Annotated in this window: 18 protein-coding genes; 9 read left to right on the forward strand and 9 right to left on the reverse strand. The window is 50.8% G+C overall.

Going from position 1 to position 24,765, the window contains the following annotated elements:
- Positions 1-6: 6 nt before the first annotated feature.
- Both B153_RS0119725 and B153_RS0119730 read right to left on the reverse strand, forming a co-directional pair.
- Complete coding sequence (locus B153_RS0119725) at positions 7-1,500, reverse strand: serine hydrolase domain-containing protein (RefSeq protein WP_026262288.1); 1,494 nt, start codon at positions 1,498-1,500, stop codon at positions 7-9.
- Positions 1,501-1,572: 72 nt separating this feature from the next.
- Complete coding sequence (locus tag B153_RS0119730; protein WP_020598469.1) at positions 1,573-2,799, reverse strand: ABC transporter permease; 1,227 nt, start codon at positions 2,797-2,799, stop codon at positions 1,573-1,575.
- Between the two features lie 77 nt (positions 2,800-2,876).
- Here B153_RS0119730 and B153_RS36785 point away from each other — a divergent pair, with 77 nt between their 5' ends.
- From B153_RS36785 to B153_RS0119745, 3 genes are all read left to right on the forward strand, one after another.
- Positions 2,877-5,090 carry an ATP-binding protein gene (locus B153_RS36785; RefSeq protein ID WP_020598470.1) on the forward strand — a complete coding sequence of 738 codons (2,214 nt, stop codon included), beginning with the start codon at positions 2,877-2,879 and terminating at the stop codon, positions 5,088-5,090.
- A gap of 187 nt (positions 5,091-5,277) precedes the next feature.
- On the forward strand, positions 5,278-6,810 hold the full coding sequence (guaA, locus tag B153_RS0119740) for a glutamine-hydrolyzing GMP synthase (RefSeq protein ID WP_020598471.1): 1,533 nt from the start codon (positions 5,278-5,280) through the stop codon (positions 6,808-6,810).
- A 133-nt stretch (positions 6,811-6,943) separates the two neighbouring features.
- Complete coding sequence (locus B153_RS0119745; RefSeq protein WP_020598472.1) at positions 6,944-7,489, forward strand: DUF2911 domain-containing protein; 546 nt, start codon at positions 6,944-6,946, stop codon at positions 7,487-7,489.
- Positions 7,490-7,561: 72 nt separating this feature from the next.
- Here B153_RS0119745 and B153_RS0119750 read toward each other — a convergent pair whose 3' ends face one another.
- The 4 genes from B153_RS0119750 to B153_RS0119765 form a co-directional block, all read right to left on the reverse strand.
- A complete protein-coding gene (locus B153_RS0119750; RefSeq protein ID WP_020598473.1) occupies positions 7,562-7,924 on the reverse strand; it encodes a YtxH domain-containing protein in 363 nt (120 codons plus the stop codon).
- Between the two features lie 256 nt (positions 7,925-8,180).
- Entirely contained in the window at positions 8,181-9,593 is a 1,413-nt protein-coding gene (gene glmM, locus B153_RS0119755) for a phosphoglucosamine mutase (protein ID WP_020598474.1), read from the reverse strand.
- 169 nt (positions 9,594-9,762) lie between these two features.
- Complete coding sequence (locus tag B153_RS0119760; protein ID WP_020598475.1) at positions 9,763-10,593, reverse strand: transglutaminase family protein; 831 nt, start codon at positions 10,591-10,593, stop codon at positions 9,763-9,765.
- Positions 10,594-10,672: 79 nt separating this feature from the next.
- The gene (locus B153_RS0119765) at positions 10,673-11,413 is read right to left on the reverse strand and encodes a proteasome-type protease (protein ID WP_026262289.1); all 741 of its coding nucleotides are present in this window, start codon (positions 11,411-11,413) and stop codon (positions 10,673-10,675) included.
- Between the two features lie 337 nt (positions 11,414-11,750).
- Between B153_RS0119765 and B153_RS0119775 the strand changes: the two genes are divergently transcribed.
- Both B153_RS0119775 and B153_RS0119780 read left to right on the forward strand, forming a co-directional pair.
- The gene (locus B153_RS0119775; RefSeq protein ID WP_026262290.1) at positions 11,751-12,245 is read left to right on the forward strand and encodes a hypothetical protein; all 495 of its coding nucleotides are present in this window, start codon (positions 11,751-11,753) and stop codon (positions 12,243-12,245) included.
- A 182-nt stretch (positions 12,246-12,427) separates the two neighbouring features.
- Positions 12,428-14,713 carry a SprB repeat-containing protein gene (locus tag B153_RS0119780; RefSeq protein WP_020598479.1) on the forward strand — a complete coding sequence of 762 codons (2,286 nt, stop codon included), beginning with the start codon at positions 12,428-12,430 and terminating at the stop codon, positions 14,711-14,713.
- Between the two features lie 83 nt (positions 14,714-14,796).
- Here the strand turns inward: B153_RS0119780 and B153_RS0119785 are convergent, their stop codons facing one another.
- The gene (locus B153_RS0119785) at positions 14,797-15,393 is read right to left on the reverse strand and encodes an NAD(P)H-dependent oxidoreductase (RefSeq protein WP_020598480.1); all 597 of its coding nucleotides are present in this window, start codon (positions 15,391-15,393) and stop codon (positions 14,797-14,799) included.
- Between the two features lie 138 nt (positions 15,394-15,531).
- Between B153_RS0119785 and B153_RS0119790 the strand changes: the two genes are divergently transcribed.
- Positions 15,532-15,846 (forward strand): hypothetical protein, encoded by a 315-nt coding sequence (locus B153_RS0119790; RefSeq protein ID WP_020598481.1) that lies wholly within the window; start codon positions 15,532-15,534, stop codon positions 15,844-15,846.
- Between the two features lie 3 nt (positions 15,847-15,849).
- Here B153_RS0119790 and B153_RS0119795 read toward each other — a convergent pair whose 3' ends face one another.
- On the reverse strand, positions 15,850-16,968 hold the full coding sequence (locus B153_RS0119795; protein WP_020598482.1) for a trans-sulfuration enzyme family protein: 1,119 nt from the start codon (positions 16,966-16,968) through the stop codon (positions 15,850-15,852).
- Between the two features lie 189 nt (positions 16,969-17,157).
- Here B153_RS0119795 and B153_RS0119800 point away from each other — a divergent pair, with 189 nt between their 5' ends.
- The 3 genes from B153_RS0119800 (at position 17,158) to B153_RS0119810 (ending at position 22,150) form a co-directional block, all read left to right on the forward strand.
- On the forward strand, positions 17,158-18,795 hold the full coding sequence (locus tag B153_RS0119800; RefSeq protein WP_026262291.1) for a DUF1800 domain-containing protein: 1,638 nt from the start codon (positions 17,158-17,160) through the stop codon (positions 18,793-18,795).
- Positions 18,796-18,929: 134 nt separating this feature from the next.
- Positions 18,930-20,558: a DUF1800 domain-containing protein gene (locus B153_RS0119805; RefSeq protein ID WP_020598484.1), complete on the forward strand. Its 1,629-nt coding sequence runs from the start codon at positions 18,930-18,932 to the stop codon at positions 20,556-20,558.
- Positions 20,559-20,641: 83 nt separating this feature from the next.
- Positions 20,642-22,150 (forward strand): DUF1501 domain-containing protein, encoded by a 1,509-nt coding sequence (locus B153_RS0119810; RefSeq protein ID WP_026262292.1) that lies wholly within the window; start codon positions 20,642-20,644, stop codon positions 22,148-22,150.
- 48 nt (positions 22,151-22,198) lie between these two features.
- Here the strand turns inward: B153_RS0119810 and B153_RS0119815 are convergent, their stop codons facing one another.
- On the reverse strand, positions 22,199-24,736 hold the full coding sequence (locus tag B153_RS0119815) for a heavy metal translocating P-type ATPase (RefSeq protein ID WP_020598486.1): 2,538 nt from the start codon (positions 24,734-24,736) through the stop codon (positions 22,199-22,201).
- Between the last annotated feature and the right edge of the window lie 29 nt (positions 24,737-24,765).

The raw sequence follows: 24,765 nt of genomic DNA on the forward strand, positions 1-24,765 counted from the left end.
GTATTCTTACTTCATCATTCGTTCCAGCATCTTTTTACCGTTCTGATTATCGGGATTGAGCGCGACCGATTTCTGATACATACGGATGGCTTCTGCTTTCAGGCCATTCTTCAACAGAGCTTCGCCCAGGCTGTCATAGGCATTCCAGCTATCGGGATATTGGCTAACAATAAGTTTAAAAATTTCCAATGCCTCTTTCGGTTTTCGCTGCCCATTCAGCAGTCGATACCCCCAATCATTCAGATCCGTTTCGGTCGGCAGAAAACCCGGATTTATCTTTTTGAGGTCTGCAAAGACGGCTGATGCCTGATCGAAACCCCGCTTCTCCAATGGCATACGCAGGGCTGTAATCGGATCGGATGCAGGAATGACCGGATTAAAGTACCCCGCCAGCTCATCCACAAACTCTTCGGGGTACGAGCCTGCCAGATTCGTCAGGACCACAATCGCCAGGTCATCGGTGGGATATACAAACATAGCTGAGCGGCCTCCCCCAGTAATCACAATGGCATCGTGACCAGGCCGTGGCTTCACCATCCAGCCGAGTGCCCATTGAGTAGGGCTTCCGTTGTTGTATGTACCTGGCGTCCAGAGCGTTTTTAACGCTTCCTTTGTTTTCAACAAATCGCCCCGTTGCAACGCCATAATCCAGCGAGCCATATCTTCTGCCGTGCTGTTCATGCCCGAAGCCGTTCGGCGCATGGGTGGAAACTCCGCGTAATTGACAATCAGTTTTTGCTCGCTCAACACTTTGCCATCCAGGTTCGTCACGTACCGATACGACTGCACCATACCCGGAATCACATCGCGCGAATCGCCAAAGCCCGTACCAGGCATGCCCACTACATCGAACTGACGTTCTTTGAACACCTCAGCAAACGGTTTCGCCCGAAATTTGTCGATGATTTTACCGAGCAGTAGGTAGTTGGTCTGGTTATAGCTGAACTGGGTTCCGGTCGGAAAATCCATCGGAAACGTCTGAATCCTGGCAAAAGCCGCTTCTTCAGAGCCAATCCCTTCCAGTCCGTAGGTACCGGGATTCAGAATCCGGTTGATGTCGGGCAGTCCCGAAACATGCGTCAACAACTGCCGGATCATGACGGGTTGCCAGGCTGGTGGAAGACCATCCAGATAGCGGGATACCGGAGCCGAGAGGTCCACTTTCCCTTCTTCCACGAGTTGGATGATCGCTACGCCCGTAAACGCTTTGGTGCAGGAGTTGATCGGAAAAATACTCTGGTTGGTAACTGGGACTTTGTCCTGCACATTGGCCATGCCATACGACTTCGACAGTACTAGTTTACCATGCTGAACCACCGCTACCTGAAGCCCAGTGATTTGCCGTTCGCTTATCTGTTTTTGCAGAAACGCATCAACCGGGCCTGTGGCCTGATGCATTGATACTGTGGCTGGGGGCTGCTGGCCAAAGGAATGGGTATACACGAGTACGACTGCATAAGCCGCGATGGCCGCCAAAGCCCGACATCTGTTAACGCTCATTTCAATTCAGTTTCGCTGGAAACTTCCTTGAGTCGCAATGGTTACAGCCAATCGGCAAATACTAGAGTAGACTTACTTCTTAAAGGCCAGCGCCTTCACCGGCTGAATCCGGTTAATGATAAATGTCGGGAACCAAAGCACCAGCGCAATCAGCAAAACGGTTCCTCCGTTCAAGGCCAGGATCGTCGGCCAGTCCCATACGATGGGTACGTAATTCATGAAGTAATTCTTAGGATCGAGCGGAATCAGCTTGAAACGGTCCTGAATGTAACACAGCCCCAAACCGACCACGTTACCAATCAAGAGACCCCAGCTTACCATGTTGAGCCCCACAAACACAAACATGCGTCGGATAAGTGGATTGGCAGCCCCCAATGCTTTTAGTAAACCAATCATGGGCGTTCGCTCCATCATGAGCACCAGCAGGACCGAAATCATGTTGAACGACGCAATAAACGTAATCAGACTCAGCAGGATAACCATATTGCGGTCGAGCAGGAGCATCCAGTCGAACAGGGGGCGATACTGATCGGTTACACGAGTCAGGCGCATGTCGGGCGATAGAGCCTGAAAAACACTCGCGGCTGTCTGGTCGAGCCGGGCAAAATCCCTGACAAAAATTTCGTAGCTCCCCACCGAATCGGGCCCCCAGCGATTCAGTCGCTGAATGAGTCGAATGTCGCCTAGCGCAATGGTTTTATCGACCTCCTCCAACCCCGTATCGTAAATCCCGACAATGGTCATTTTTCGGGCACGGGGCGCATTTCCCAGAAAATACAACGGTACACTTTCGCCTACACCAACGCCCAACTGATTGGCCATATACTGACTCAGCAGCAGTTGGGTCGACCCTGAACCCGTATCGGCACCAACCACGGGAAATTTTCCAGCTACCAGCGAGCCCCGGAACAGGTTCCAGTCGTAATCGCGGCCCACTCCTTTCAGAATCACCCCGCTCAGCTCGGCTTTGGTTTTAAGAATGCCTGCTTTCAGCGCCACCGCCTGAATGTGCCGAACGCCCGGAATCTTCGTACTGTCATCGTAGAGGCTGGAATGAAGCGGTAAAGCGGTTTCTTCATACGACATGTTGTTGGTGAATTTGCTCACCCCTAGATGCGCACCAAACAGAAAGATTTTCTGCTGAATGGTGTGTTTAAACCCGTATAGTACCGCAAAGGCTACAATCAGAATGGCTAAACCCAGCGCAATACTGCCAATGCCGATTCGGGTAACTGTAGCCGAAAAACTGCCCTCTGGCGCGTGGCGAACCTTGCGGGCTAAAAAAACAGGAACGTTCAAGTTGAGTCGTCAGTCGGTCCGACTATTATTTTGTTCTACAACGTAAAAGTAAGAGTTTTACAGGGATTAACTGGTCAATGATTACTCCCGATTCTACGCATCAGCCCATTTGGTCGATGATTCGACTACGCTTTCCTTCGACAGCCCGACTGCTGCTGGTGCTGTCGATGCTGGGCAAGCTGTCCGTTTATGCGCAATCAGCAAGTCAGATCGACAGCCTGCTGACCGATGGTTTGCCCCTATCAACGGGTTGGCGCTGGCATCCCGGCGATAATCCGGCCTGGGCTAACCCTTCCTTCGATGACAGTCGGTGGGATAGCATCCGGCCTGGGCGGGCCATCTCTCGTCTGGAAACGGTAAAAGACTATCCATTGGGCTGGTTACGCCATACGTTCACAATTACGGCAACCGCTCACCCTATTTCGCTGGCAGCTACCCTCAATCAGGCTGGCGCTTCGGCCATTTATATAGACGGCTCTCTATGGCAACGGCTGGGGCAGGTCGGTTCAACGTATCAGGCTCAACAAGCCTATACCCCATCTGATCAGGCAATCTATGTGCTGCCTCCCCTGGCTCCTGGCCGTCATGTACTGGCAGTACGTCTCTCGCAGCAACAGCCTCCCTGGTATTCCCCTAAGTTTCTTTATTTAACCCTGCCGGTATTTCGAATCACATTGTATGAAGCGCAGAATCTGGCAGTGAGTCAGTTTCGCCGACTGTATACCCAATCCCTTGGCAATTATCTGGTGGTAGGGATCTTTCTCATGCTGGGCGTTATTCACTTCCTCTACTATTATTACCGTCGAAAACGGGTTAATCTGGTATTTGGATTGACCATGCTTTTCGGGGCGCTTTGTATTACCCTCGTTGAGTCGATGGGAAGCATTACGGATCCATCCATCGGCGAGTGGATTATTTTGGGCCAAGGCTTATTTATGTCCCTATTTATGCTGATGCTGCTGGTTACGTACTACGTTTATCTGCTTCAGCCTTTATCCTGGTTTTTGCTGATCGAGGGAGTATTGCTCATTATTCCCCGATTTATTATGTCGATCTTTTCTTCGTGGCAGATCGCCAGTGTGTTATCCATTCTGGCCATTACGGGTCTATTTGCCGATGGCATTCGGGTCAGCATCAATGCCATTCGCGCCAAACACGTAAATGCCCGGTTTATGCTTGGTAGTATTCTGGTTATGCTGGTCATTCTGCTGGTTGGTGGATTTATGAGCTGGTGGCTATCGACTTATTTCCCGGTCAATAACCTGATCCTGTCGGCCATTACGAACCTGCTCTTTTTCCTGACCCTTCCAATCACATTTGCGACTATTCTGGCCCGCGAGCATGCCCAGACGAACCGAAACCTGGAAGAACGACTGATAGAGGTTCAACAATTATCTGCCGAAAAAGAAAGTATCCTGACCCGGCAAAACGAAACCCTTGAACAACAGGTAACCCAACGAACGGCCGAGCTGACACAATCTCTGACCGACCTTCGCGAAACCCAGCAACAACTGATTCAACGCGAAAAAATGGCCAGCCTGGGCGAACTGACTGCGGGCATAGCCCACGAAATCCAAAACCCGCTCAATTTCGTCAACAACTTTGCCGAAGTGTCGGAAGAATTACTGGACGAACTACGGGACGAACAACAGAAGGGGGCCGATCGTGACCCGACGCTGGAAGAAGAACTAATGGATGATCTGGCTGGTAACCTGCAAAGGATCAGGCAACATGGCAACCGGGCGGCCAGTATCATTAAAGGTATGCTGGGTCATGCCCGCATCAATACCGGCCAGCGCGAGCCAACCGACCTGAATGCCCTCTGTGATGAATACCTCCGCTTGTCTTACCACGGTCTGCGCGCATCCGACAAGCAGTTTAACGCTCACCTGGAAACCCATTTCGACCCTGGCCTCAGTCGGGTATCGGTTGTTGCTCAGGACCTGGGCCGGGTATTGCTCAATTTATTCAACAACGCCTTCTACGCCGTTCGTGAACGGGCTTCCCGAACCGACTCCGCTGGCTATCAGCCGACCGTTGTTGTCAGCACCCAGCAGGAGGCAACGGGAGTTACGATTACGATTCAGGACAATGGCACTGGCATACCCGATACCGTTCGGGAAAAAGTTTTCAACCCGTTTTTTACCACTAAACCTACGGGTCAGGGAACAGGCTTGGGTTTATCGCTCAGTTACGACATCATCACGAAAGGTCATTCTGGCCAATTAACCTTCGACAGTGTACCCGATCAGGGAACGTCGTTTACCATCTGGCTACCTGCCAAACCTTAAATGTACATTTATTGATCTGCCATCATGAGGCTTTGGAAAACCTCGTGCAGTCGGTTCGTCCGAACCGATTACCTGATCAAACCGTAGTATCGATACCACAGTACGCCAAGGCTTAATCGCTTTTTGTGGTGAAATTTGAGTTGGTCAAACGAAAAATGCTCTAACTTTGCATTTTAGAGACCAATTCATGGCCACCGAACAAATTCTGATTCTGGATTTTGGTTCGCAATACACCCAACTCATTGCCCGCCGGGTACGCGAACTGAACGTTTACTGCGAAATCCATCCGTATAATCACATCCCAACAATCACGGCTGACGTCAAGGGCATCATTCTTTCAGGGAGTCCATCGTCCGTGCGTGATGCCGATGCGCCCGAGGTTCATTTGGCCGCCTTCCGGCATAAACTGCCTATTTTAGGCGTATGTTATGGCGCTCAATTGCTGGCACATACCAGCGGGGGCGAAGTACAACCTTCGTCTATTCGAGAATATGGCCGGGCCAAACTCGGCACGGTCGATACGAGCAGTCCGTTGCTGAAAGGCATCGATCAGCACTCGCAGGTCTGGATGTCGCACGCCGACACAATTACCAGCGTTCCCGAGAATTTCAGCATTATCGCTTCGACCGACACGGTTCGCGTAGCAGCTTTCCACATTGAGGGTGAGCCTACCTATGGAATCCAGTTCCACCCCGAAGTGACCCATTCCTTACAGGGTAAAACGCTGCTCCATAACTTCGTCGTCGACATTTGCGGCTGTGCCCAGAACTGGACATCCGAGTCGTTTGTCGAAAGCACGGTGGCCCAACTGAAGCAAAAACTTGGTCATGATAAAGTCGTGCTGGGCCTGTCGGGCGGAGTCGACTCATCCGTTGCCGCCATGCTGATTCATCAGGCCATTGGCAGTAATCTGTATTGCATTTTCGTTGACAATGGCGTGCTGCGAAAAGACGAATTCGAAACGGTATTGGAATCGTACAAAACGCTGGGTCTAAACGTCAAAGGCGTGAATGCCAAAGACCGATTCTACACCGCTCTGGAGGGTTTGACCGATCCCGAAGCCAAGCGGAAAGCCATTGGCAAAACGTTCATCGATGTATTCGACCATGAAGCGCACCTGATCGAAGGGGTTTCGTGGCTGGGGCAGGGTACCATCTACCCCGACGTGATCGAGTCTGTTTCTGTAAAAGGCCCTTCGGCCACCATCAAATCGCACCATAATGTGGGCGGCCTCCCCGATTTTATGAAGCTTAAAGTCGTCGAGCCGCTGAATACCCTTTTTAAAGACGAAGTGCGGGCCGTTGGTCGGACACTCGGCCTCCCCGATTTCATTCTGGGACGCCACCCCTTCCCCGGTCCAGGGCTGGCCATTCGGATTCTGGGTGATATTACGCCCGAAAAGGTAGCGATTCTGCAACAGGTAGATGCCCTATTTATCGACGGTCTGAAACGCGAAGGACTTTACGATAAAGTATGGCAGGCAGGTGCGATTCTGCTACCCGTACAATCGGTTGGCGTTATGGGCGACGAACGTACGTACGAGCGTGTGGTGGCCCTACGGGCCGTAACCAGTGTGGATGGGATGACTGCCGACTGGGCCCATTTGCCTTATGAATTTCTGGCGGATATATCGAACGAAATCATCAACCGGGTGAAAGGCGTCAATCGGGTGGTATATGACATTTCGTCCAAACCCCCAGCTACGATTGAGTGGGAATAAATCCCGTAGCCTCCTGGAGGTTTAGTACAGGCTCATTATTAACAAATTTTACGAACGCCCGACTTACTGATCGGGCGTTTTGTTTTCGAAAAATTCCCTACTTTCGTCCGCAATTCTAACCTTTTGTTTCTGTATGAAAATCTTAAAAATGAGCCGGATTCTGGCCCTCACGCTGGCCGGTGTATGTATGACCATGATCAGTTTCGCCCAGGGTGACAAAGCCAGCCGTCCCAGCCCGCCAGCCACAGCCAGTGGCAAAATTGGCGGTGCTACCATCACCATCAATTACAGCAGTCCATCCGTAAAAGGCCGGAATGTATGGGACCCTGCCGGAACCCTCGCTCCTTATGGCAAAGTTTGGCGGGCGGGTGCCAATGAAGCTACCGTTTTCGAAACGGATAAAGACATCAAAGTAGAAGGAAAAACTCTGCCAGCTGGTAAATACACCCTATTTGCCACACCTGGCGAAAAAGAGTGGAAAATCATTTTCAACTCACAAACGGGTCAGTGGGGTATCAAGCGGGGCGGTGAAGCCAACCGGGACCCAGCCAACGACGTGTTGACGGTAGATGTCAAGCCAAAGAAAACGGCTATGACCGAGAAACTCGTTTACGAAGTTAATGGCAAAGGGGTAAACCTGAAATGGGATACCGTCGATGTACCTATTTCGATCAAGTAACAATAACAGATGTCATGAAACGAAAAGGGGCCGAGTATGAACTCGGCCCCTTTTCGTTTCCTATCGAAGATGTTAATCAATCTTTAGTGCTTCCTGAGCCCGATCGATCCCTCTTTCTGCTGAGTTAGCTGCGTTATCGACCGTATTGTTATAGGATCTTTTGGCCTGACTCAGCTTCTGATCTGCCTTTTCCTGACCCTCGTTTTTGTATTTATCAAAAATTTCTTCGGCCTCGTTCGCGTATTGGTTGGCGGAATGGCTTGCTTTCCCAACCACCCGGTCGACCTGAGATTTTACCTGATCGACCCCTTCTTCCCATTGCCGTTGTAAATCGTCAATTCCCTGCGTTAATTTTTCGCGTGTTTCTTTCCCGCTCCGGGGGGCTGTCAGATAACCAATGGCCAGACCAGCTAGTATTCCTCTTAGAAAGCTCATAATCGTGTTTGTTTTCGGTTTTGATTTACGATTAGCTGACTACCTAAAAAAAGCATGCCATTTCACCTGGACAGACGATAAACCACTGTCTATCAATAAGAAGATCACCTTTTATCATTTTCAGAAACGGTTCTTCTTTACAAGCCGTGAGTATTTTTTTCTACAGGATAGGGCAAACAAAGGGCCACTATTTTCATAGCGGCCCGGCAATCTATATGGGTATTTGTATCTGGAATTCTGGGTATACCTAACCCGTTCATCGCTTCTCAGCAATGACTTCCCGAATGTCGCTGATGATTTTCCCGGCCAGGTAGTCGGCTGTAGCCAGCGTATCCGATTCGGAATAGATTCGAATGATGGGCTCCGTATTGGATTTACGCAGGTGTACCCATTCTTTATTAAACTCGATTTTTACCCCATCGATGGTATTGATCGGATTCCGGGCGTATTTGGCCTGGATACGGTCAAGAACAGCATCGACATTAATATCGGGGGTAAGCTCAATTTTATTTTTCGAAATGTAATAATTGGGGTAAGTCCGACGAAGAATGGAAGCTAGTTTGCCCGATTTAGCCAGATGGGTCAGAAACAACGCAATGCCCACCAGCGCATCGCGGCCATAGTGCAGGTCAGGGTAAATGATTCCGCCATTACCTTCTCCCCCAATCACGGCATCTTTTTCCTTCATCATGTCCACTACATTGACCTCCCCAACTGCCGACGCAAAATGCTGTCCACTGTATTTCTGAGTCACATCCCGCAAGGCAATTGTGCTCGACATATTCGATACGGTATTGCTCGACCGGGGGCTTCCGGCTGGATTGTTTTTCAGTACGTAATCCGCCACTGCTACCAGCGTATATTCTTCGCCGAATGGTGAACCGTCTTCGCAAATCAGAGCCAGCCGATCAACATCGGGATCGACCACAATCCCAAGATCGGCTTTGCCTTTCTGCATCTCTTTAATAATATCCCGGAGGTTCTCAGGCAATGGTTCGGGATTATGGGCAAAATTTCCGGTCGGTTCGCAATGGAGTTTAGTCACCTGCTCAACACCAAGTGCCTCCAGCAACATCGGAACGGCCAAACCGCCCGTCGAATTAACGGCATCCACCACAATGCGAAAATTTCGGGCAGCAATGGCGTCTTTATCGACTAGGGGAAGCGCCAGGATCTGGTCGATGTGTTTCTGAAGCCAGGTCGAATCGGCACGATATTGGCCTAATTTCCGCACCTCAGCAAAATCGAACGACTCCGCTTCGGCAATAGCTAATACCTCAGCTCCGTCTTGTGCCGAAATAAACTCACCTGCTTCATTGAGTAGTTTAAGGGCATTCCACTGAATGGGATTATGACTGGCGGTCAGGATAATCCCTCCCGAAGCTCCTTCACCAGGCACAGCCAGTTCGACGGTAGGGGTCGTAGACAGGCCCAGATCAACCACATTGAGGCCAAGCCCCTGCAACGTGGCCGCCACTAATTTAGAAATCATTTCGCCCGACAGCCGACCATCCCGGCCAATGACCACCGTTTGGCGATCGGGGTTACGTTGTCGCAGCCACTGCCCAAAGGCGGCTGTAAATTTAACTACATCTAAAGGTGTCAGGCCTTCTCCACTCTGTCCTCCAATCGTTCCTCGAATGCCGGAAATAGACTTTATTAATGCCACGTGACGGGTTGGATAATTGTTTTGGTTAAATTGTAAAAATAGTTGATCATTGGCAGTCGTCGGTCAATTGGCATTACTTATTTAATGGTAAGTTGTCAATTTCCGATAAAGACCCTCTGTTTTATTCTGATCAGGTATAGCTATAAACGAGTAGGCCTTTTCGGCTGGTTTAAATGAAGGTCAATTCTGAGCGTAAGGTAGAATTGGCTCGTCCCATAAACTTGCCACTGATTGGAGCAGCCAGCTCTGGTTTGGCCGTTGAGGTCAAAAAGACATGTCGATTCACCACCAGCGTCCCTTCGGTTGGGTCGAACCCACGCCAGCCAGCTCCGGGCAAATACACCTCAACCCAGGCATGAAGCTGGTGTTCCTGCTGAGGGTTGCCCAGCAGATAGCCACTTACAAACCGGGAAGCTATTCCCAGACTCCGGCAGGCCGCCATAAACAGGGTTGTATAATCACGGCACGACCCTTTCCGTTGCTGTAGCGTTTGTTCGGGTGGCAGCGGAAGCCCCTCTTCCCGAACTTCATACGTAAATTTCCAGATGGCCTGGTTCAATGCCATCAGAAAGGCCGTTGTTTGCCAGTTGGCCTGAGCGGCTAACTCCTTTGCCCAGTGTTCAACCGACTCTGTTACACCCAGTTTGACCAGATACGGATGCAGGAGCTCTATTTCTGCTTTGGGGTACTGAAAAGGCACCTGCTGGGTATCAAAGGGAAACAGCACAAAATCAAACGAATTAAATTCGTCGGATTCCAGTTCCATTTCGACATTGACGCGCAGATGCGAGGTTAAATGACTGAAATAAACCACCTGCTGTACATTCCCTTCTACATCCACATTACGCACAAGCTGAGTTGGCTCAGGGTCAATCTGCAAGGTGTACGCTAGCAGCCGCTGATACGGATACATACGTGGATACAGGTACAGCGTTTGTGGCCCTAAAGCGACAGGCGTATCGTATGTGTACTCAGATTCATGCCGAACGTGCAGACGCATGGGACTATAGCTATGATAGATGATGGATCGTGTATGATTCTGGTGGCGAAAATTTACATCCTATATCATACTCCCCACATCATACATTTTTTACGGCGCGAACTTTTTCAAAGATGGGGTCCATCCAGTAAGAAGGCAGTTTTCGAACCGAATTGCTTAGCAGGGCGCTCCACTGGTGCGATATTTCGTCCATATCTTCCTTGTCGAGCCGATATTCGGTCATATGGAAGCTGTTTTTTGGATAGATCACGACATCCAGCGGGTAATCTACGTCGTTGGCACTGACCCGCGTAGCATCGAAAGCCAGAAAGCCAATTTTAAGCGCATCCTGCATACTGGACTCGTACGACAGGTTTCGGAATAACAACGGCTTGCCATAGCCCGAGTTACCAATAATTTTGAACGGCGATCCCTGATCCACCTCCACCCAGTTGCCTTCAGGATAAAGTAAAAACAACTTGTGCTCAGTATCGTCTTCCAGTTGACCGCCCACAATGGCATTCAGGTTGAAATTCAACCCATTGGCGATGATCGACGCTTTATCCTCCTGAGCGACACGCTTCACCTGTTCACCGAATGCATTAACGGCTTTGTACAGTTTATTGAATGAGCGGTCCTGTTCGGTAAGGACTTCACTAAAGTAGGTAATGGCTTTATCTCGGACAGAGCGCAGTCCTGAAGTCATGATAAACAGGGAGTGATTCTCAACTTCATGAACTGAGATTTTTCGGTTCGAGGAGACCTCCGTACCCGAAGTCAATCGTCTGTCGGCGATGGCAACCAGGCCCGACGCCACCTTAACACCTAAGCAATACGTCATTCTATACAGTGGGAAAACCTAATCGTAAACCCGACAAATATACAGGTTACCCCAATTTTTGTTCGATTTAGCCGTTGGTTTTTCTTTAAAATTAGGCAGAATGGCGACGTACGTTGTTGTTTCGCCCAATCTGGTGGACACGGTTCAGCCTTATATTTTCCAGAAATTAACCCTTTATAAACCAAAGGCACTGAATTCGTAGAATGTATATATACAGTAGATTACGCATGAAAATTGGCTGTTGTTCAAAGGGTTTTTAGGAAAAAAGGTTTGTTTTTGGGAAACGTTTGTGTTACTTTGGCAAGCGGAAGGTGATATTCCCTTTGCCCATTTTGCAATGAACTTTGACGACGAAGACGACGACGATAGCTTTCTGGACTGGGATGGCTTCGATGAGGATTATGACCCGGAAGAGGCTCGTGCCGAAATGGAAGCCGAAAACCGACGCATCAAGAATCTGCCGATTCTGCGGAAAGCCAACGAGTTGATGGAACTCACTCAGGCTATTGTGGAAACCATCAATAAAGAGGATGATGTGCTGATGATGCATGAACAGATGCTGGCCAATGCGATGATGCTGGCTCCTAAAATTGTTGGGGCAGAAGGGGGCGATTTGTACACGCTCCGCATGGAAAATGCCGTCATCATCAAAATGCACGCCCGCGAGCTATTGGCACAGACCTCTTACTGTAAAGCTGAAAAATTAGCCGCAACCGCTTATTTAAACCTGCTTCGGGATGAAATCGAGCAGTTCCGTATTCTTTTTGTCGAATGGGTAAACAGTTTTGACAAGGATAATGATGCCCCCGATGATTGGGGACTCTTTTACTAGCATTCGTACAGTATGCCCAACGTGGTATCTGCCGCTATTGTCTTCAACTCTATAACTACTGAAATTATCGGGGAGCTTCAGCAGGATAAATTGCATTGAATTCCCTCTGAATACTTGTCCCTCGGTACGAGTTTCGTAACTGAACAGATTATCTTTGTTTGTCAGGCTATGACTACCTAGTTATGATCCGTTCTATACAGCCTTTTTCCTCCTTTTTAGCACGTCCGGGCCAAATTCTCCTATGCACGCTCATAGGCCTTATTTTCTGGCTGCCTGCCTGGGCCGATGAATTAACCACTACAAACGCTCCAACCGATCTGGTCGTGACGGTAAGCGGAACCGCATCGGTTTGCGCGGGTACCAGTACTACCCTCACGGCATCAGGCTGTCCTACGGGAGGTACCATCCGCTGGTCGACAACGCAAACCGGGAGCACGATCATCGTTACCCCCCAACAAACCACGTCATACACCGCCGTTTGTCAGGTAGCAGGTACGGGCAGTACCACCGCCGTAACCTCAACCAGTGCCGTAGGAACCGTGCGGGTTTATCGGCCTATCGTCATTTCATTTGATTACCGTCCGCCCTCCTGCAACAATCTGCTGGATGGAGGCATCGTAATCAATGGCAGTGGCGGTGTCGGGCTTTTGCAATATCAACTTGGTGAGTTCCCTTTCCAGACGTTCAATGCCTTTGGTCCCTTCAAAGCGGGGAGTTATCCGGTTGTGGTTAAGGACTCGGCAGGCTGTATGCTGAAAACAACCGCCGAATTGCCACAGCCCCCGCCTATTACGGCAACCGTTATGGTGGTCAACGCCAAATGTGTCGGTAGCCGGGATGGTCAACTGGTAGCCGTAGCAGCCGGGGGCGTAGGCGATTATCGCTACGCGCTCCAGGGCACTCCCCCACAGGAAAGCAATGCGTTCTATGGGCTTAAAGCAGACTCTACCTATACGCTGATCGTATCGGACAAAAACAACTGTGTACTGTACAAGCCCGTTTATATTGGCCAGCCTGCTCCTTTTTCCATCACTATAACACCCATACCCACACGCTGCACCGGCTCAGCAGATGGCACCATCAGTGTTTCGGCAACGGGAGGTCTGTCGCCTTACCAATATCAACTTGGCAACGGGGCATTTCAATCGGGTACCCAGTTTACAGGTTTATCGGCCACCAGCTACGAAATAACCGTGATGGATGCTAATGGATGCAAGGGTAAGCAAAGTGTAGCGGTACCCCAGCCCGCCCCGCTCGTTCTGAAAGCCACAGCGAGACCCGTGCTCTGTTCAGGCCCCAATACGGGCGCTATTGCCATAACCCCATCAGGGGGTACCGGAACCGTTCTTTACCAGGCCACCAGCAATTCGGTCCCTCAGAATACGAGTGTCCTGACGGGGCTTACAGTTGGTACGTATACGGTGGTAGGCACCGACGCGAATGGCTGTACAGGTATCGTATCGGTAACGATTGGCAATGTTACCCCGCTAAAAATTCAGGCTACCCCTATCCCCGCTACGTGCTGCACCTGCCCTACAGGAGGGGTTAAACTAGCCGCTACAGGTGGAACGGGAACGGGACTACGCTTCCAGATACTCGGCCAGGCTTTCCAGGCCAGCAGTCAGATTAACAACCTTACACCCAGCCCCTATCGGGTTCGGGTAGTGGACGATGGTGGCTGTAGTGATACTACGACGGCCATTGTTACCGATGGTGGAGCCTTGACCCTATCGACAGGTACGCTTAAAAACGTAAGTTGTCCCGGCCTGCGAAACGGCGAAGCCACTGTACAGGTGGCCGGAGGAACCAAACCGTTTACGTATTTCTGGACAACGGAACGCCTGGACACCTTAAAGCCCTATACGGCAACCCAGCTAAATTTACCCGAAGGGACTTATACCGTCAGCGTACGGGATAGCAACCGCTGCACAACGTCGACGTTATTTGTCACGATAAAATCACAGAATCCGACGCCTGCCAAACCGATCATTAGCCAGATTGCCAATAGCAGCCTAGTTGTCAATCAAACGAGTGGGATACAATGGTATCTGCAAACGGGAACGAATTCGGCCACAGCCATTTCCAATGCCACCAGTGCTACCCTGGTTCCTTATGCGAGTGGTTTATATACCGTAATTGTTACGGTCAATGGTTGTGCTTCTCCACCATCCGAATCCTTCAATTTCGTATTAACGGCCGTGGACGAACCAAATCCTGGATTCACGATACGCATAGTGCCTAATCCTGTCGTCAATGTTTTGCGTCTGGAGATTGAGCAGTTGGAACGATCCGCTATTCAGGTTCATCTGCTCGATGCAGCAGGGCGAGCGGTTCGGGCGTATCAAATACCGGCTTTCACTGGTAAAAAATGGGTCGAATGGCCCATCGATGGCCTTTCGACGGGCACTTATATGCTGAAGGCAATGGCGGAATCACGCCAATCGCTGATGCGGGTAGCCGTAGAGTGAAGTGGTCTCAAAAATGCCTTCCTGGTAATGGGAACGGCTATTCAGCAAACGAGCCGCTGGGATTATCTCAGCGGCTCGTCGTTTTATTTCTCAATTAAACTCGGACTCGTCCATCGTTGGGCTACATTCAGCGTATAATCGACAAAGGCCCGCACCGTCCGCTCATATACCTCATGCCCGACAAAATGGCCGTGTTCGTCCAGGTTGATCGCTGTTTCATGCGACTCGTATAACTTGGGCGATACAATCGAATAGCTGTTGGTGAAGCTGATGATCTTGTTCACCACCGTGGTCATGTCCAGCGCTGGTTGTCGGCCTCCACGTCCGTTCGAAACGCCTGCCATCGCAAACACTTTATTGTCGAACAGGTGCTTAAAAGCCGGCCCACCCAACTGATGAATCGTGTTGGTTGCCTGTGGCGGTGCCGTCCAGTTGTATTCAGGCATGGCAAAAATCACCAGATCGGCCGCTTCCCAGTTGCTAATCAATTCGTCCTGAAAGGGTGTCAGCGCATCTTTTCTGACAGCGCCCTGGCCTACAAATGGTATGTCGTACTCCACAAAATCTATAATCGAAACCTCATGATGCCCTTCTTCGGCCAACAGATGGCGAAGGTAGGTCACAAAGCGCAATGAGTTACTGTTCTTGCGCGATGAGGTAGCTATAAGTGCTATTTTCATCGTTGTAAACGGATACAATTCGCTATGAGAACCCCGACACTGTTTCTTTAGTTCGTCGTCTTTTTTTGTAATACATTGCAACGTTTTTGTTACAAGATGAGTCTGTTCAATAGCTTATCAATCAAAAGGATATCGACTATGAAACTGGTCTGCCTCTTCACCCTGTTCACCCTAACCTGTGCGGTAGCTCAGGTTCCTTCTACAAGCATTCGAAACGATTCGGTACCGTCGGTATTTCCACCAGATCTCATGCCCAATGTACAGCCGAATAATTCCTTTTACAGACACCCCATGGACCCCAAAAATGTAGTACGGGCCACGCTGGATAATATGCCGATAAAAGTGCCGGATTCGTCGGCCAACTACACCATCCAGCTCAAAAACCTGAACCCTAAAAACCGAATGTATTATTGGAATCCTGAGAGCAAACCCGTTCCAAGAAAGCGCCGGTAAGCGTTAGTTCAGCGCCTGCTCCAGATCGGCAATCAAATCGTCGGCATGTTCCAGACCGACCGAAATACGCAATAGATTTTTAGGCGTTATTGAGTTGGGCCCTTCGGCCGTAGCCCGATGTTCGATCAGCGATTCGACCCCACCCAGGCTGGTTGCCCGTGTGAACAGATGTAGCTTACCTATAAAACGAAGTGCTTCTTCAGCCCCCCCTTTTACCTGCACCGATAGCATGGCCCCGTAGCCTTTCATCTGCTGCTGAATAACAGCCCTTTGCGGATGGGTCGCCAGGCCGGGGTAATGTACTTTCTCCACAGCCGGATGCGTGGCCAGAAATTCCGCGATCTGCTGCGCTGTGGCGCTCTGGGCTCGCACCCGTACACCCAGGGTTTTGATGCCCCGGCTAACCAGCCAGCAATCGAAGGGGGATGGTACGGCTCCCGATAACCCCTGCAACAGCCGTACTCGCTGGGTAAATTCGTTATTTTCCTTAAAAATCAACGCCCCCCCCAGCACGTCGCTATGACCGCTCAGATACTTGGTGGTCGAGTGCATCACGACATCACAGCCTTGCTCGAACGGCCGTTGCAGCACAGGAGTAGCCCAGGTATTGTCGCATACACAAATCGCCCCAGCTTCGTGAGCCAACTGACTAATCGCCTGTAAATCAGCAATATCGAGCATGGGATTGGAAGGGGTTTCGCACCAGACCAGGCGGGTATTTTGATGAATCCAAGCCCGTACCGACTCCAGATCGCGCATGTCCACACGCGTATAGGTAAGCCCCCACGGATGGAATACCTGCTCGAGCAGGGCTGGCGTACCATAATACGCATCGGTCGATAACAGCACATGATCGCCTGGGCTGAGTGCCTGAAATAAGGTCATTGTGGCAGCCTGACCCGATCCAAACGCCATACCGACAGAGCCCCCCTCAAGCGTCGCGAGCGCGTTTTCCAGGGCTTCCCGAGTCGGGTTGTTCGGGCGGGTATAGATGTAATTGGCGGGCAACTCGTTGGCTTCGTTCCGGGCGTAGGTTGTCGACAAATGAATGGGGGGAACCACTACCCCGGTTACTGAATCGGGCTGATGGGTCGCGCGGAGGGCAAGTGTATCGAAATGCATAACAGGTTATTTTAAAATAAACGGTAAACGGTGAAACGAATACCGTTGACTAATGATACCAAACTGCAAAAACGGCTCATTTTTTGTTATCGAAAATGCTGGATTCCGTTGGTTCTTTTACCATAGGCCTCTGAATTGTTTTTCCTCCTAACCCACTTTGCTAGTTTTTCACTGGAACAGATGGATTAGATGCCTTCTCTGGCGACATACACAACTCCGCTTACGGCTAAAACAGCCGCACATTTGCTCCGACGGGCAACCTTTGGACCAACCCAGACTGAAATTACCAGCTTCACCGGCCTGACGGCTACGCAGGCGGTACAGTTGCTTATTGCCAATGCTAACTATTCGCCCGCTCCGCCAGTCGATCTGGACGAGAATCAGCCTACTGCCGGACAAACGTATCTGGACAAACCGTTTAACCACAACCGAAATTTCGATTTTGGTCACTATCTGAGCTGCTGGTGGCTAGGGCTGATGGCCTCCCAAACGGCCCCACTCAGCCTGCTCGACAAGCTGACTCTGTTCTGGCAAAATCATTTCGTAACCACCCGGTCGACCGTTGGCGATTATCGGTTTCTAAATCAGTATTTGCTGTTGCTGCGCAATAATGCCCTAGGCAACTTTCAGAATCTGGTCGTTCAGGTTACCAAAGACCCTGCCATGTTGCGCTACCTCAATGGAAACGAGAACATCGTAGGTCATCCCAATGAGAACTATGCCCGCGAGCTTCAGGAACTGTTTACCGTTGGCGTTTTTGATTTCGCCGGGAATAAAAACTACACTGAAGACGATGTAAAAGCTGCCGCGAAGGTATTGACTGGCTGGGAGTACACCAACTACGAAGTCGACAATTCGACCAGCTTTACCACCCTCTTCAATCTGACTAACCACGACACTACGAACAAAACCTTTTCGGCCAGTTATAACAATACGGTCATTGTCGGTCGATCGACCAATCCATCCCCTACAGTTACGGCAGGGGATGCCGAACTCAGTGATCTGGTCACCATGCTGTTGAGCCATCCGGCCTCCGCCCGGTTCATTTGCCGAAAACTATATCGGTGGTACGTCAACCCGAACGTCACACAAACGATTGAAGATGATGTCATTATTCCGCTCGCCCAGCTTTTTGTCACCAATAATTTTGCGATACAACCCGTCATCGAGAAGTTACTGACGAGTCAGGTCTTTTTCGATACGGCCAACATCGGTGCGCTGGTAAAATCTCCGGTCGATCTGGCTGTTGGGTCAATGCGTCTGTTCAATCAGCCTGTTCCGGCGCTACCAACGCATTATGTCGGTTTTCGGAACTACACTGATTTTATGTTCTACCGGATGCAGGACATGCTGATGCCCTTGCTCGACCAACCCTCGGTGTTTGGCTATGAACCTTATTACGATACGGGCTATACCAGAATCTGGATCAACACCACTACCATCGGCTATCGCTATGAGTACACCGATGCGTATGTATTGAGGTATCTTCAGGTCGAACCAACCTATCTGATGGGAATCGATGTACTGGCCTGGGCCACGTCGCTACAGCCCAACTTTGCGGATGTGGCCGGAACCCCCGCCATTTCCTGTGCCGATGTACAGGCTGGCTTTTCTAAAAACCTGTTCGCCATTGACTTACTACAAACCCAAATCGACTTTTTGATCGATACCATTATGATGCAGGGACTGCCACGTACATCCTGGACATTCCAGTGGAATGCGTACCGAACCAATCCTAACGACGGAGGAGCCCGGTATGAGGTTCGTTCCCGTTTAGAAAATTTAATGAAATATATGCTTCGGATGGCCGAGTACCATATCTGTTAAGGCAGACCTCGTTTCAACCCTCTGATGTATTGTTTATTTATCAACAAATCAGTAAACTTGATGTTTGCCAGACAATGAAAAACTCGCTTAAAGTCTTGTTCAAATTGTCTTTGACCGTAACGTACTCGTATTGAATGCCTTATTTGGATATCTATACCACACTGCTTACCGCCGGAACGGCTGCCCACTTGCTTCGGCGGGCAACCTTCGGGCCAACGCAAACTGAAATAACCAGTTTTACGGGCTTAACGGCTACGCAGGCGGTTCAGCAGCTTATCAGCAACGCAAACTACTCGCCACCGCCCCCCGTCGATCTGGATAGTAATCAGGCAACCGCTGGTCAGACGTATCTCGATAAGCCGTTCAACGGTGACCGGAACTTCGATTTTGGCCATTATTTACGGTATTGGTGGCTGGGCCTGATGGCTTCCCAAACAGCGCCACCGAGTCTGCTTGATAAACTAACCCTGTTCTGGCAAAACCATTTTGTTACGACCCGCGAAGTTGTCGACGACTACCGCTTTGTCAATCAGTATATGCTGCTGCTGCGCAATAATGCTTTGGGAAACTTCCGTACGCTGGTCACCCAGATCAGTAAAGACCCCGCCATGCTGCGCTACCTCAACGGCAATGAAAACGAAGTTGGTAAGCCCAACGAAAACTATGCCCGAGAACTTCAGGAACTGTTTACGGTAGGCGCATTTGATTTCGCCGGGAATAAAAATTATACCGAAGACGATGTAAAGGCTGCCGCCCGGGTGCTCACTGGCTGGAAATACACCAATTATTGGGTAAATGGCTCGACCAGTTTCGGTACTACGTTTACCCTCTCGAAACACGACAAAACCAACAAAACCTTTTCGGCTTCTTACAACAATACCACCATTTCGGGTCGATCGACAACATCGGCGGGCGACGATGAACTGGCCGATCTGGTAACGATGCTGCTCAATCATCCTCAAACGTCCCGGTTCATCTGTCGGAAATTGTATCGGTGGTATGTCAATCCCAACGTTACCCAAGCCATCGAGGATAACGTCGTTATTCCGCTGGCGCAGTTTTTTGCCAGCCCCTCCAACAACTATGCCATTCAACCCGTCATCGTCAAGTTGCTAACCAGTCAGATCTTTTTCGACGATGCCAACCGGGGAGCCCTGGTGAAATCGCCCGTCGATCTGGCCATTGGAGCCATGCGGTTTTTCAACCAGCCCGTACCGGACATGACCACCGATTACGCGGCCTTCAAGGTGTATTGCGATTTCATGTTCTGGCGGATGCGGGATATGCAGATGGCTCTGGTCGATCAACCCTCCGTTTTTGGCTATGACGCATACTATCAAACGGGGTATTCGCGAATCTGGATCAATACGACCACACTGGCGCTCCGGAGTGATTACACCGATGCGTATATCTGGCGCTGGCTTCAGGTAAAACCGAACTATAAAATGGGCATCGACCTGTTGGGTTGGGTCACGTCACTCCAACCCAATTTTTCGGATGTGGCCGGAAGCCCCGCTATTCCCTGCGTAGATGTCCAGGCCGCTTTTTCCAAAAACCTGTTTGCCATTGACCTTTTTCCGTCACAGACCAGCTTCTTGATCGACACGATTATGATGCAAGGCATTCCGCGTACATCCTGGACGGTTGAGTGGAATAACTATCGCTCAACCCCAACGAATACCAACCGAAAAAATGCAGTGCTATACCGATTACAGAACCTAATGAAATACATGCTCCGCATGGCTGAATATCAACTGTTTTAAAGAGCGAATGCGAGAACGAGTGAATGAGCGAACAAAACGCATCAGCCACTCTTGCACGCATCTGCCCTTTCACTCTTTAGCGAATGAAACGTAGAGATTTTTTGGCAGCAGCCTCAGCGAGCCTGGTGCCAGTAATGCTGGATGGATTTGGGCTGAAAGCCATGACCAGCCAATCGGCCCTAGTTCAATCCCTATTGAATACAGCCGCGCTGGCTACCGACCGGGTGCTGGTGATCGTTTACCTTAACGGCGGAAATGATGGGCTGAATACCGTGATTCCACGGGATCAGTATTCGCTCTACACAGGTCTTCGCAGTAATATCGCCATCCCCGAAAATGCAGTGCTGGCTCTGGATGGTAATCCGGCTACGGGCCTTCATCCGGCCATGACGGGCATGCGCGATCTATACAACAACGGTAAACTGTCCATCATCCACTCGGTTTCGTACCCTAATCCCGATCAGTCGCATTACCGCGCTACCGACATCTGGATGACTGCCGTCGACGCCAATGCGACGTCGGATTCGGGCTGGGCGGGTCGTTATCTCGAAAATCGTTATCCAGGCTACCCGGTCGGTTATCCAAACCCACAGATGGAAGATCCGTTGGCTATTCAGATCGGCTATCTGACCTCAACGGCCCTGCTGGGCAGTCAGCAGTCCATGGGTATTGCCCTCAGCGATCCAAACAGTTTTTACCAGTTGGTCGGCTCAGGGAGTGCCACATCACCGGGCGATTTACCCTGCTGCGATGCCGGTGAGTTGATTGCCTTTATTCGGCAGCAACAGATTTTGTCAGTGGGCTATGCCACCGAAATCAAGGCAGCCGCCGATGCGGGTCAGAATATGGCCACGTACCCGGATGCATCAGCCAAAAACTCGCTGGCCGACCAGTTAAAAATCGTAGCCCGGCTGATCCACGGTGGCCTGAAAACGAAAATCTATTTTGTTTCGCTCAGTGGATTCGATACCCATTCAACGCAGGTAGACCCCACCAATGTGCTCATCGGCACCCATGCCGACTTACTGGGCAAAGTGTCGACGGCCATCAGTGCCTTTCAGCAGGATCTAAAGTTGCAGGGCACTGAAGACAAAGTGGTGGGCATGACGTTTTCTGAGTTCGGCCGACGCGCCAATTCCAACAACTCACGGGGAACCGATCACGGTGTGGCGGCTCCGATGTTCGTTTTCGGCAGCAACCTCAAGCACCGCACCTTTGGCCAGAATCCCGACCTTGCCAACCTGACAGGGCAGGCTGGCAACAAGGAAATCACGATGCAGATCGACTTCCGGCGGGTATATACCGACATTCTCAACGACTGGTTTGGCACCGCTTCTGCCACCACAAACTCGTTACTGTTCCATCCGTTTCCCACTATCTCGCTTTTCTCAGATACTGTTGAAACCGTGGCTTCGGGCAACTGGCAGGACAAATCGATATGGACCGTTGGGCGGGTTCCGTTTGCCAATGAGTATGTAAAAGTAAACGCTGGCCATACGGTCACCATTAGCCAGAATACCTCCGTCAAAAACATTCGTCTGGATGGCAAACTGATTTACAATGGCCCTTATTCCATTCAGGTTACTGGCTAGATTCTTCACAAGGCACCGGGCAGATCAACTTCTGTCTGGTCAATGCTACTAACTGTGGGTTTTACGGGTATAAGCCAACAGTCGCAGCGCGTTGAAGACGACCAGCAGTGTGGAACCTTCGTGGGCGATCACGGCAGGACCGATCCGGGCGATACCCAGAATAGTCAGTGGAATCAGTATGGCCACCATGCCCAGGCTGATGTACAGATTCTGGCGAATGATGCGCCGGGCTGCCCGGCTCAGTCCAATCGCGAAGGGAAGTTTATCCAACTGATCGCCCATCAGGGCAATGTCGGCCGTTTCCAGGGCCACATCCGAACCGGCGGCCCCCATAGCGATACCGACCGTGCTCTTGGCCATAGCGGGGGCATCATTCACGCCATCGCCCACCATAGCGACTTTACCTTCGCCCTGACGAAGTTTCTGAACAGCCTGCACTTTGGCTTCGGGCAACAAATCGCCCAGTGCATCCGTCAGCCCGACTTCGCTGGCAATGGCATCGGCTACCCGCTGGTTATCGCCTGTCAGCATAATCATGCGCTGGATACCCAGTTCTTTTAGTTCGCTCAGTGTCTGCCGGGCCTCCTTTCGTGGAGTATCCATCACGCCCAGAATACCCAGAAACGACTTACCCTGCCGAACGATCATGGCTGTATGTCCGTTTGCTTCCAGTTCATCGGCTTTCTGACGAACAGCATCGGTCAATGTGTTCTGCTCGTCGAACAGAGCTTTATTGCCTATGTACACGGGTTTCCCATCGACAGTCGCCTGTACTCCCCGCCCCGTCAGAGCTTTCAGATCCGTGGCTTCCGGTATACTTTTCTGGCCCAACCGATCGGTGCCATCCTTAACGATGGCCTGTGCCAGCGGGTGATCACTAAGTCGTTCGACAGCAATGGCCACGGGTAGTAGTTCGGCCTCAGAAGCCTCCAGCGTAACCACCTGAGCCAGTCTGGGCTTACCCTCGGTCAACGTACCCGTTTTGTCAAACGCCACGGCTGTCAGTTCCCCCAGATCTTCGAGCGGTCGCCCACCTTTTACCAACACCCCATCGCGGGCTGCCCGTGCAACCCCACTCAGTACCGCCGATGGGGTTGAAATGGCCAACGCACAGGGACTGGCGGCAACCAGCACAGCCATAGCCCGGTAGAAACTTTTGGCAAACGGCTCATCAATCACCAAGTAAGCAAAACAAAGAGTCACCACCAAAATCAATACCGCCGGAACGAACCACCGTTCGAAACGATCTGTAAATTGCTGAGTAGGCGATTGCTGGGACTCGGCTTCGTTCACCAGTTTGATCAGCCGGGCCAGAGTTGAATCACTGGCCGCTTTAGTGACTTTGATTTCCAGCACCGACGTCCCGTTGATGGTTCCCGCAAACACTTTATTTTCGGGCTTGGCCCGACTGGGATCGGCATCTGGGTCAGCCATTGGCTGCTTATCCACGGGTACACTTTCGCCCGTAATGGGCGCCTGATTCACAGGGCCGCCCCCTTTGATGACGACACCATCAGCAGCAATTTTACTGTTTGGCTTAACAAGGATTACGTCCCCTATCTTTAGCTCGGCTACGTCTACTTCTTCCGTCGAATTACCCCGCCGAACGGTCGCTGTTTTGGCACTTAAATCGGCCAGAGCAGAAATCGACTTACGAGCGCGGTTCATGGCATAGTGCTCCAGAGCGTGTCCCAGGCTAAACAAGGCCAGCAACAAGGCCCCTTCGGCCCATTCGCCCAGCACACCCGCCCCAGCGGCCGCCACCAGCATCAGAAAGTCGATCTCGAACTGGCCATTCCGAATCGCTTCAACTGCTTCTTTAGCCGTAAAGAAACCTCCGCAGAAATAGGCAAATCCGTACAACGTCAGACTCACCCAGCCCGGAATCCCGCTCACAAAGGAAAGCCCGAACCCCACTCCGAGGAATACGGCACACAGAATGGCAAAGATCAGTTCGGTATTTGGGCCAAAGATGCCGCCATGCTCATGATCGTGTCCATCGCCTTCAGCATGTTGATGACGCTTATGCTCCTCTCCTTCCCTATGGTCATGGGCAGGTTCAGTATTGTGAGCTGACGAGGTATGGGCTTTATCGATTGAGGATTCAGGTTGCGCGTCGATGTCTGGTTCAGTCTCCGATCCAGGTGATGCGGGCGTTTTGTTTTCCCCAAGTTTATTCAGAATGGTCGCCAGTTGGGTCTTCTTCCGGTCAAATTCCAGATGAATCGCTCCCGATGCGGAGACAGACACCTCTACAACACCGGGCCAGCGCTGGATTTGGCCTGTTACGATTCGAGCGTGCCGCGCATGGCGAACACCTTGTAGTGTTCCCACAAAATGCCCGTATTGGCTGGTAATTCTGGCGCCGGCCTGTTTAGCAAATTGCTGTACTCTATTCAGACTAATCGTCTGTGAATCATAATGAATACAAAGCTGGTCGGGATGCGTTTGGGTAGCCGCTCGTACATGAACTTTCTCAATACCCGGCCGGTCCTCCAGCAGTCCCATCAAGCGTTCCACGCACTGGTCTTTCTCATCCGGGACTTCAGGCAGGACAATGTTTAAATCGATTTGAAGTTTTTGCATAAAATCGTTGTGCTAATCCATTTGTAGGT

Origin of the sequence: Spirosoma panaciterrae DSM 21099 (assembly GCF_000374025.1) — a bacterium.
GTDB classification, from domain to species: domain Bacteria; phylum Bacteroidota; class Bacteroidia; order Cytophagales; family Spirosomataceae; genus Spirosoma; species Spirosoma panaciterrae.

Coding starts and splice junctions, on each gene's coding strand:
- guaA (WP_020598471.1), top strand. CDS start 5,278: ATGGCCACCGAACAAATTCTGATTCTGGATTTTGGTTCGCAATACACC.
- B153_RS0119800 (WP_026262291.1), top strand. CDS start 17,158: ATGCCTTCTCTGGCGACATACACAACTCCGCTTACGGCTAAAACAGCC.
- B153_RS0119785 (WP_020598480.1), bottom strand. CDS start 15,393: ATGAAAATAGCACTTATAGCTACCTCATCGCGCAAGAACAGTAACTCA.
- B153_RS0119725 (WP_026262288.1), bottom strand. CDS start 1,500: ATGAGCGTTAACAGATGTCGGGCTTTGGCGGCCATCGCGGCTTATGCA.
- B153_RS0119745 (WP_020598472.1), top strand. CDS start 6,944: ATGAAAATCTTAAAAATGAGCCGGATTCTGGCCCTCACGCTGGCCGGT.
- B153_RS0119790 (WP_020598481.1), top strand. CDS start 15,532: ATGAAACTGGTCTGCCTCTTCACCCTGTTCACCCTAACCTGTGCGGTA.
- B153_RS0119810 (WP_026262292.1), top strand. CDS start 20,642: ATGAAACGTAGAGATTTTTTGGCAGCAGCCTCAGCGAGCCTGGTGCCA.
- B153_RS0119815 (WP_020598486.1), bottom strand. CDS start 24,736: ATGCAAAAACTTCAAATCGATTTAAACATTGTCCTGCCTGAAGTCCCG.
- B153_RS0119805 (WP_020598484.1), top strand. CDS start 18,930: ATGCCTTATTTGGATATCTATACCACACTGCTTACCGCCGGAACGGCT.
- B153_RS0119775 (WP_026262290.1), top strand. CDS start 11,751: ATGAACTTTGACGACGAAGACGACGACGATAGCTTTCTGGACTGGGAT.
- B153_RS0119780 (WP_020598479.1), top strand. CDS start 12,428: ATGATCCGTTCTATACAGCCTTTTTCCTCCTTTTTAGCACGTCCGGGC.
- B153_RS0119795 (WP_020598482.1), bottom strand. CDS start 16,968: ATGCATTTCGATACACTTGCCCTCCGCGCGACCCATCAGCCCGATTCA.
- B153_RS36785 (WP_020598470.1), top strand. CDS start 2,877: ATGATTACTCCCGATTCTACGCATCAGCCCATTTGGTCGATGATTCGA.
- B153_RS0119760 (WP_020598475.1), bottom strand. CDS start 10,593: ATGCGTCTGCACGTTCGGCATGAATCTGAGTACACATACGATACGCCT.
- B153_RS0119765 (WP_026262289.1), bottom strand. CDS start 11,413: ATGACGTATTGCTTAGGTGTTAAGGTGGCGTCGGGCCTGGTTGCCATC.
- B153_RS0119750 (WP_020598473.1), bottom strand. CDS start 7,924: ATGAGCTTTCTAAGAGGAATACTAGCTGGTCTGGCCATTGGTTATCTG.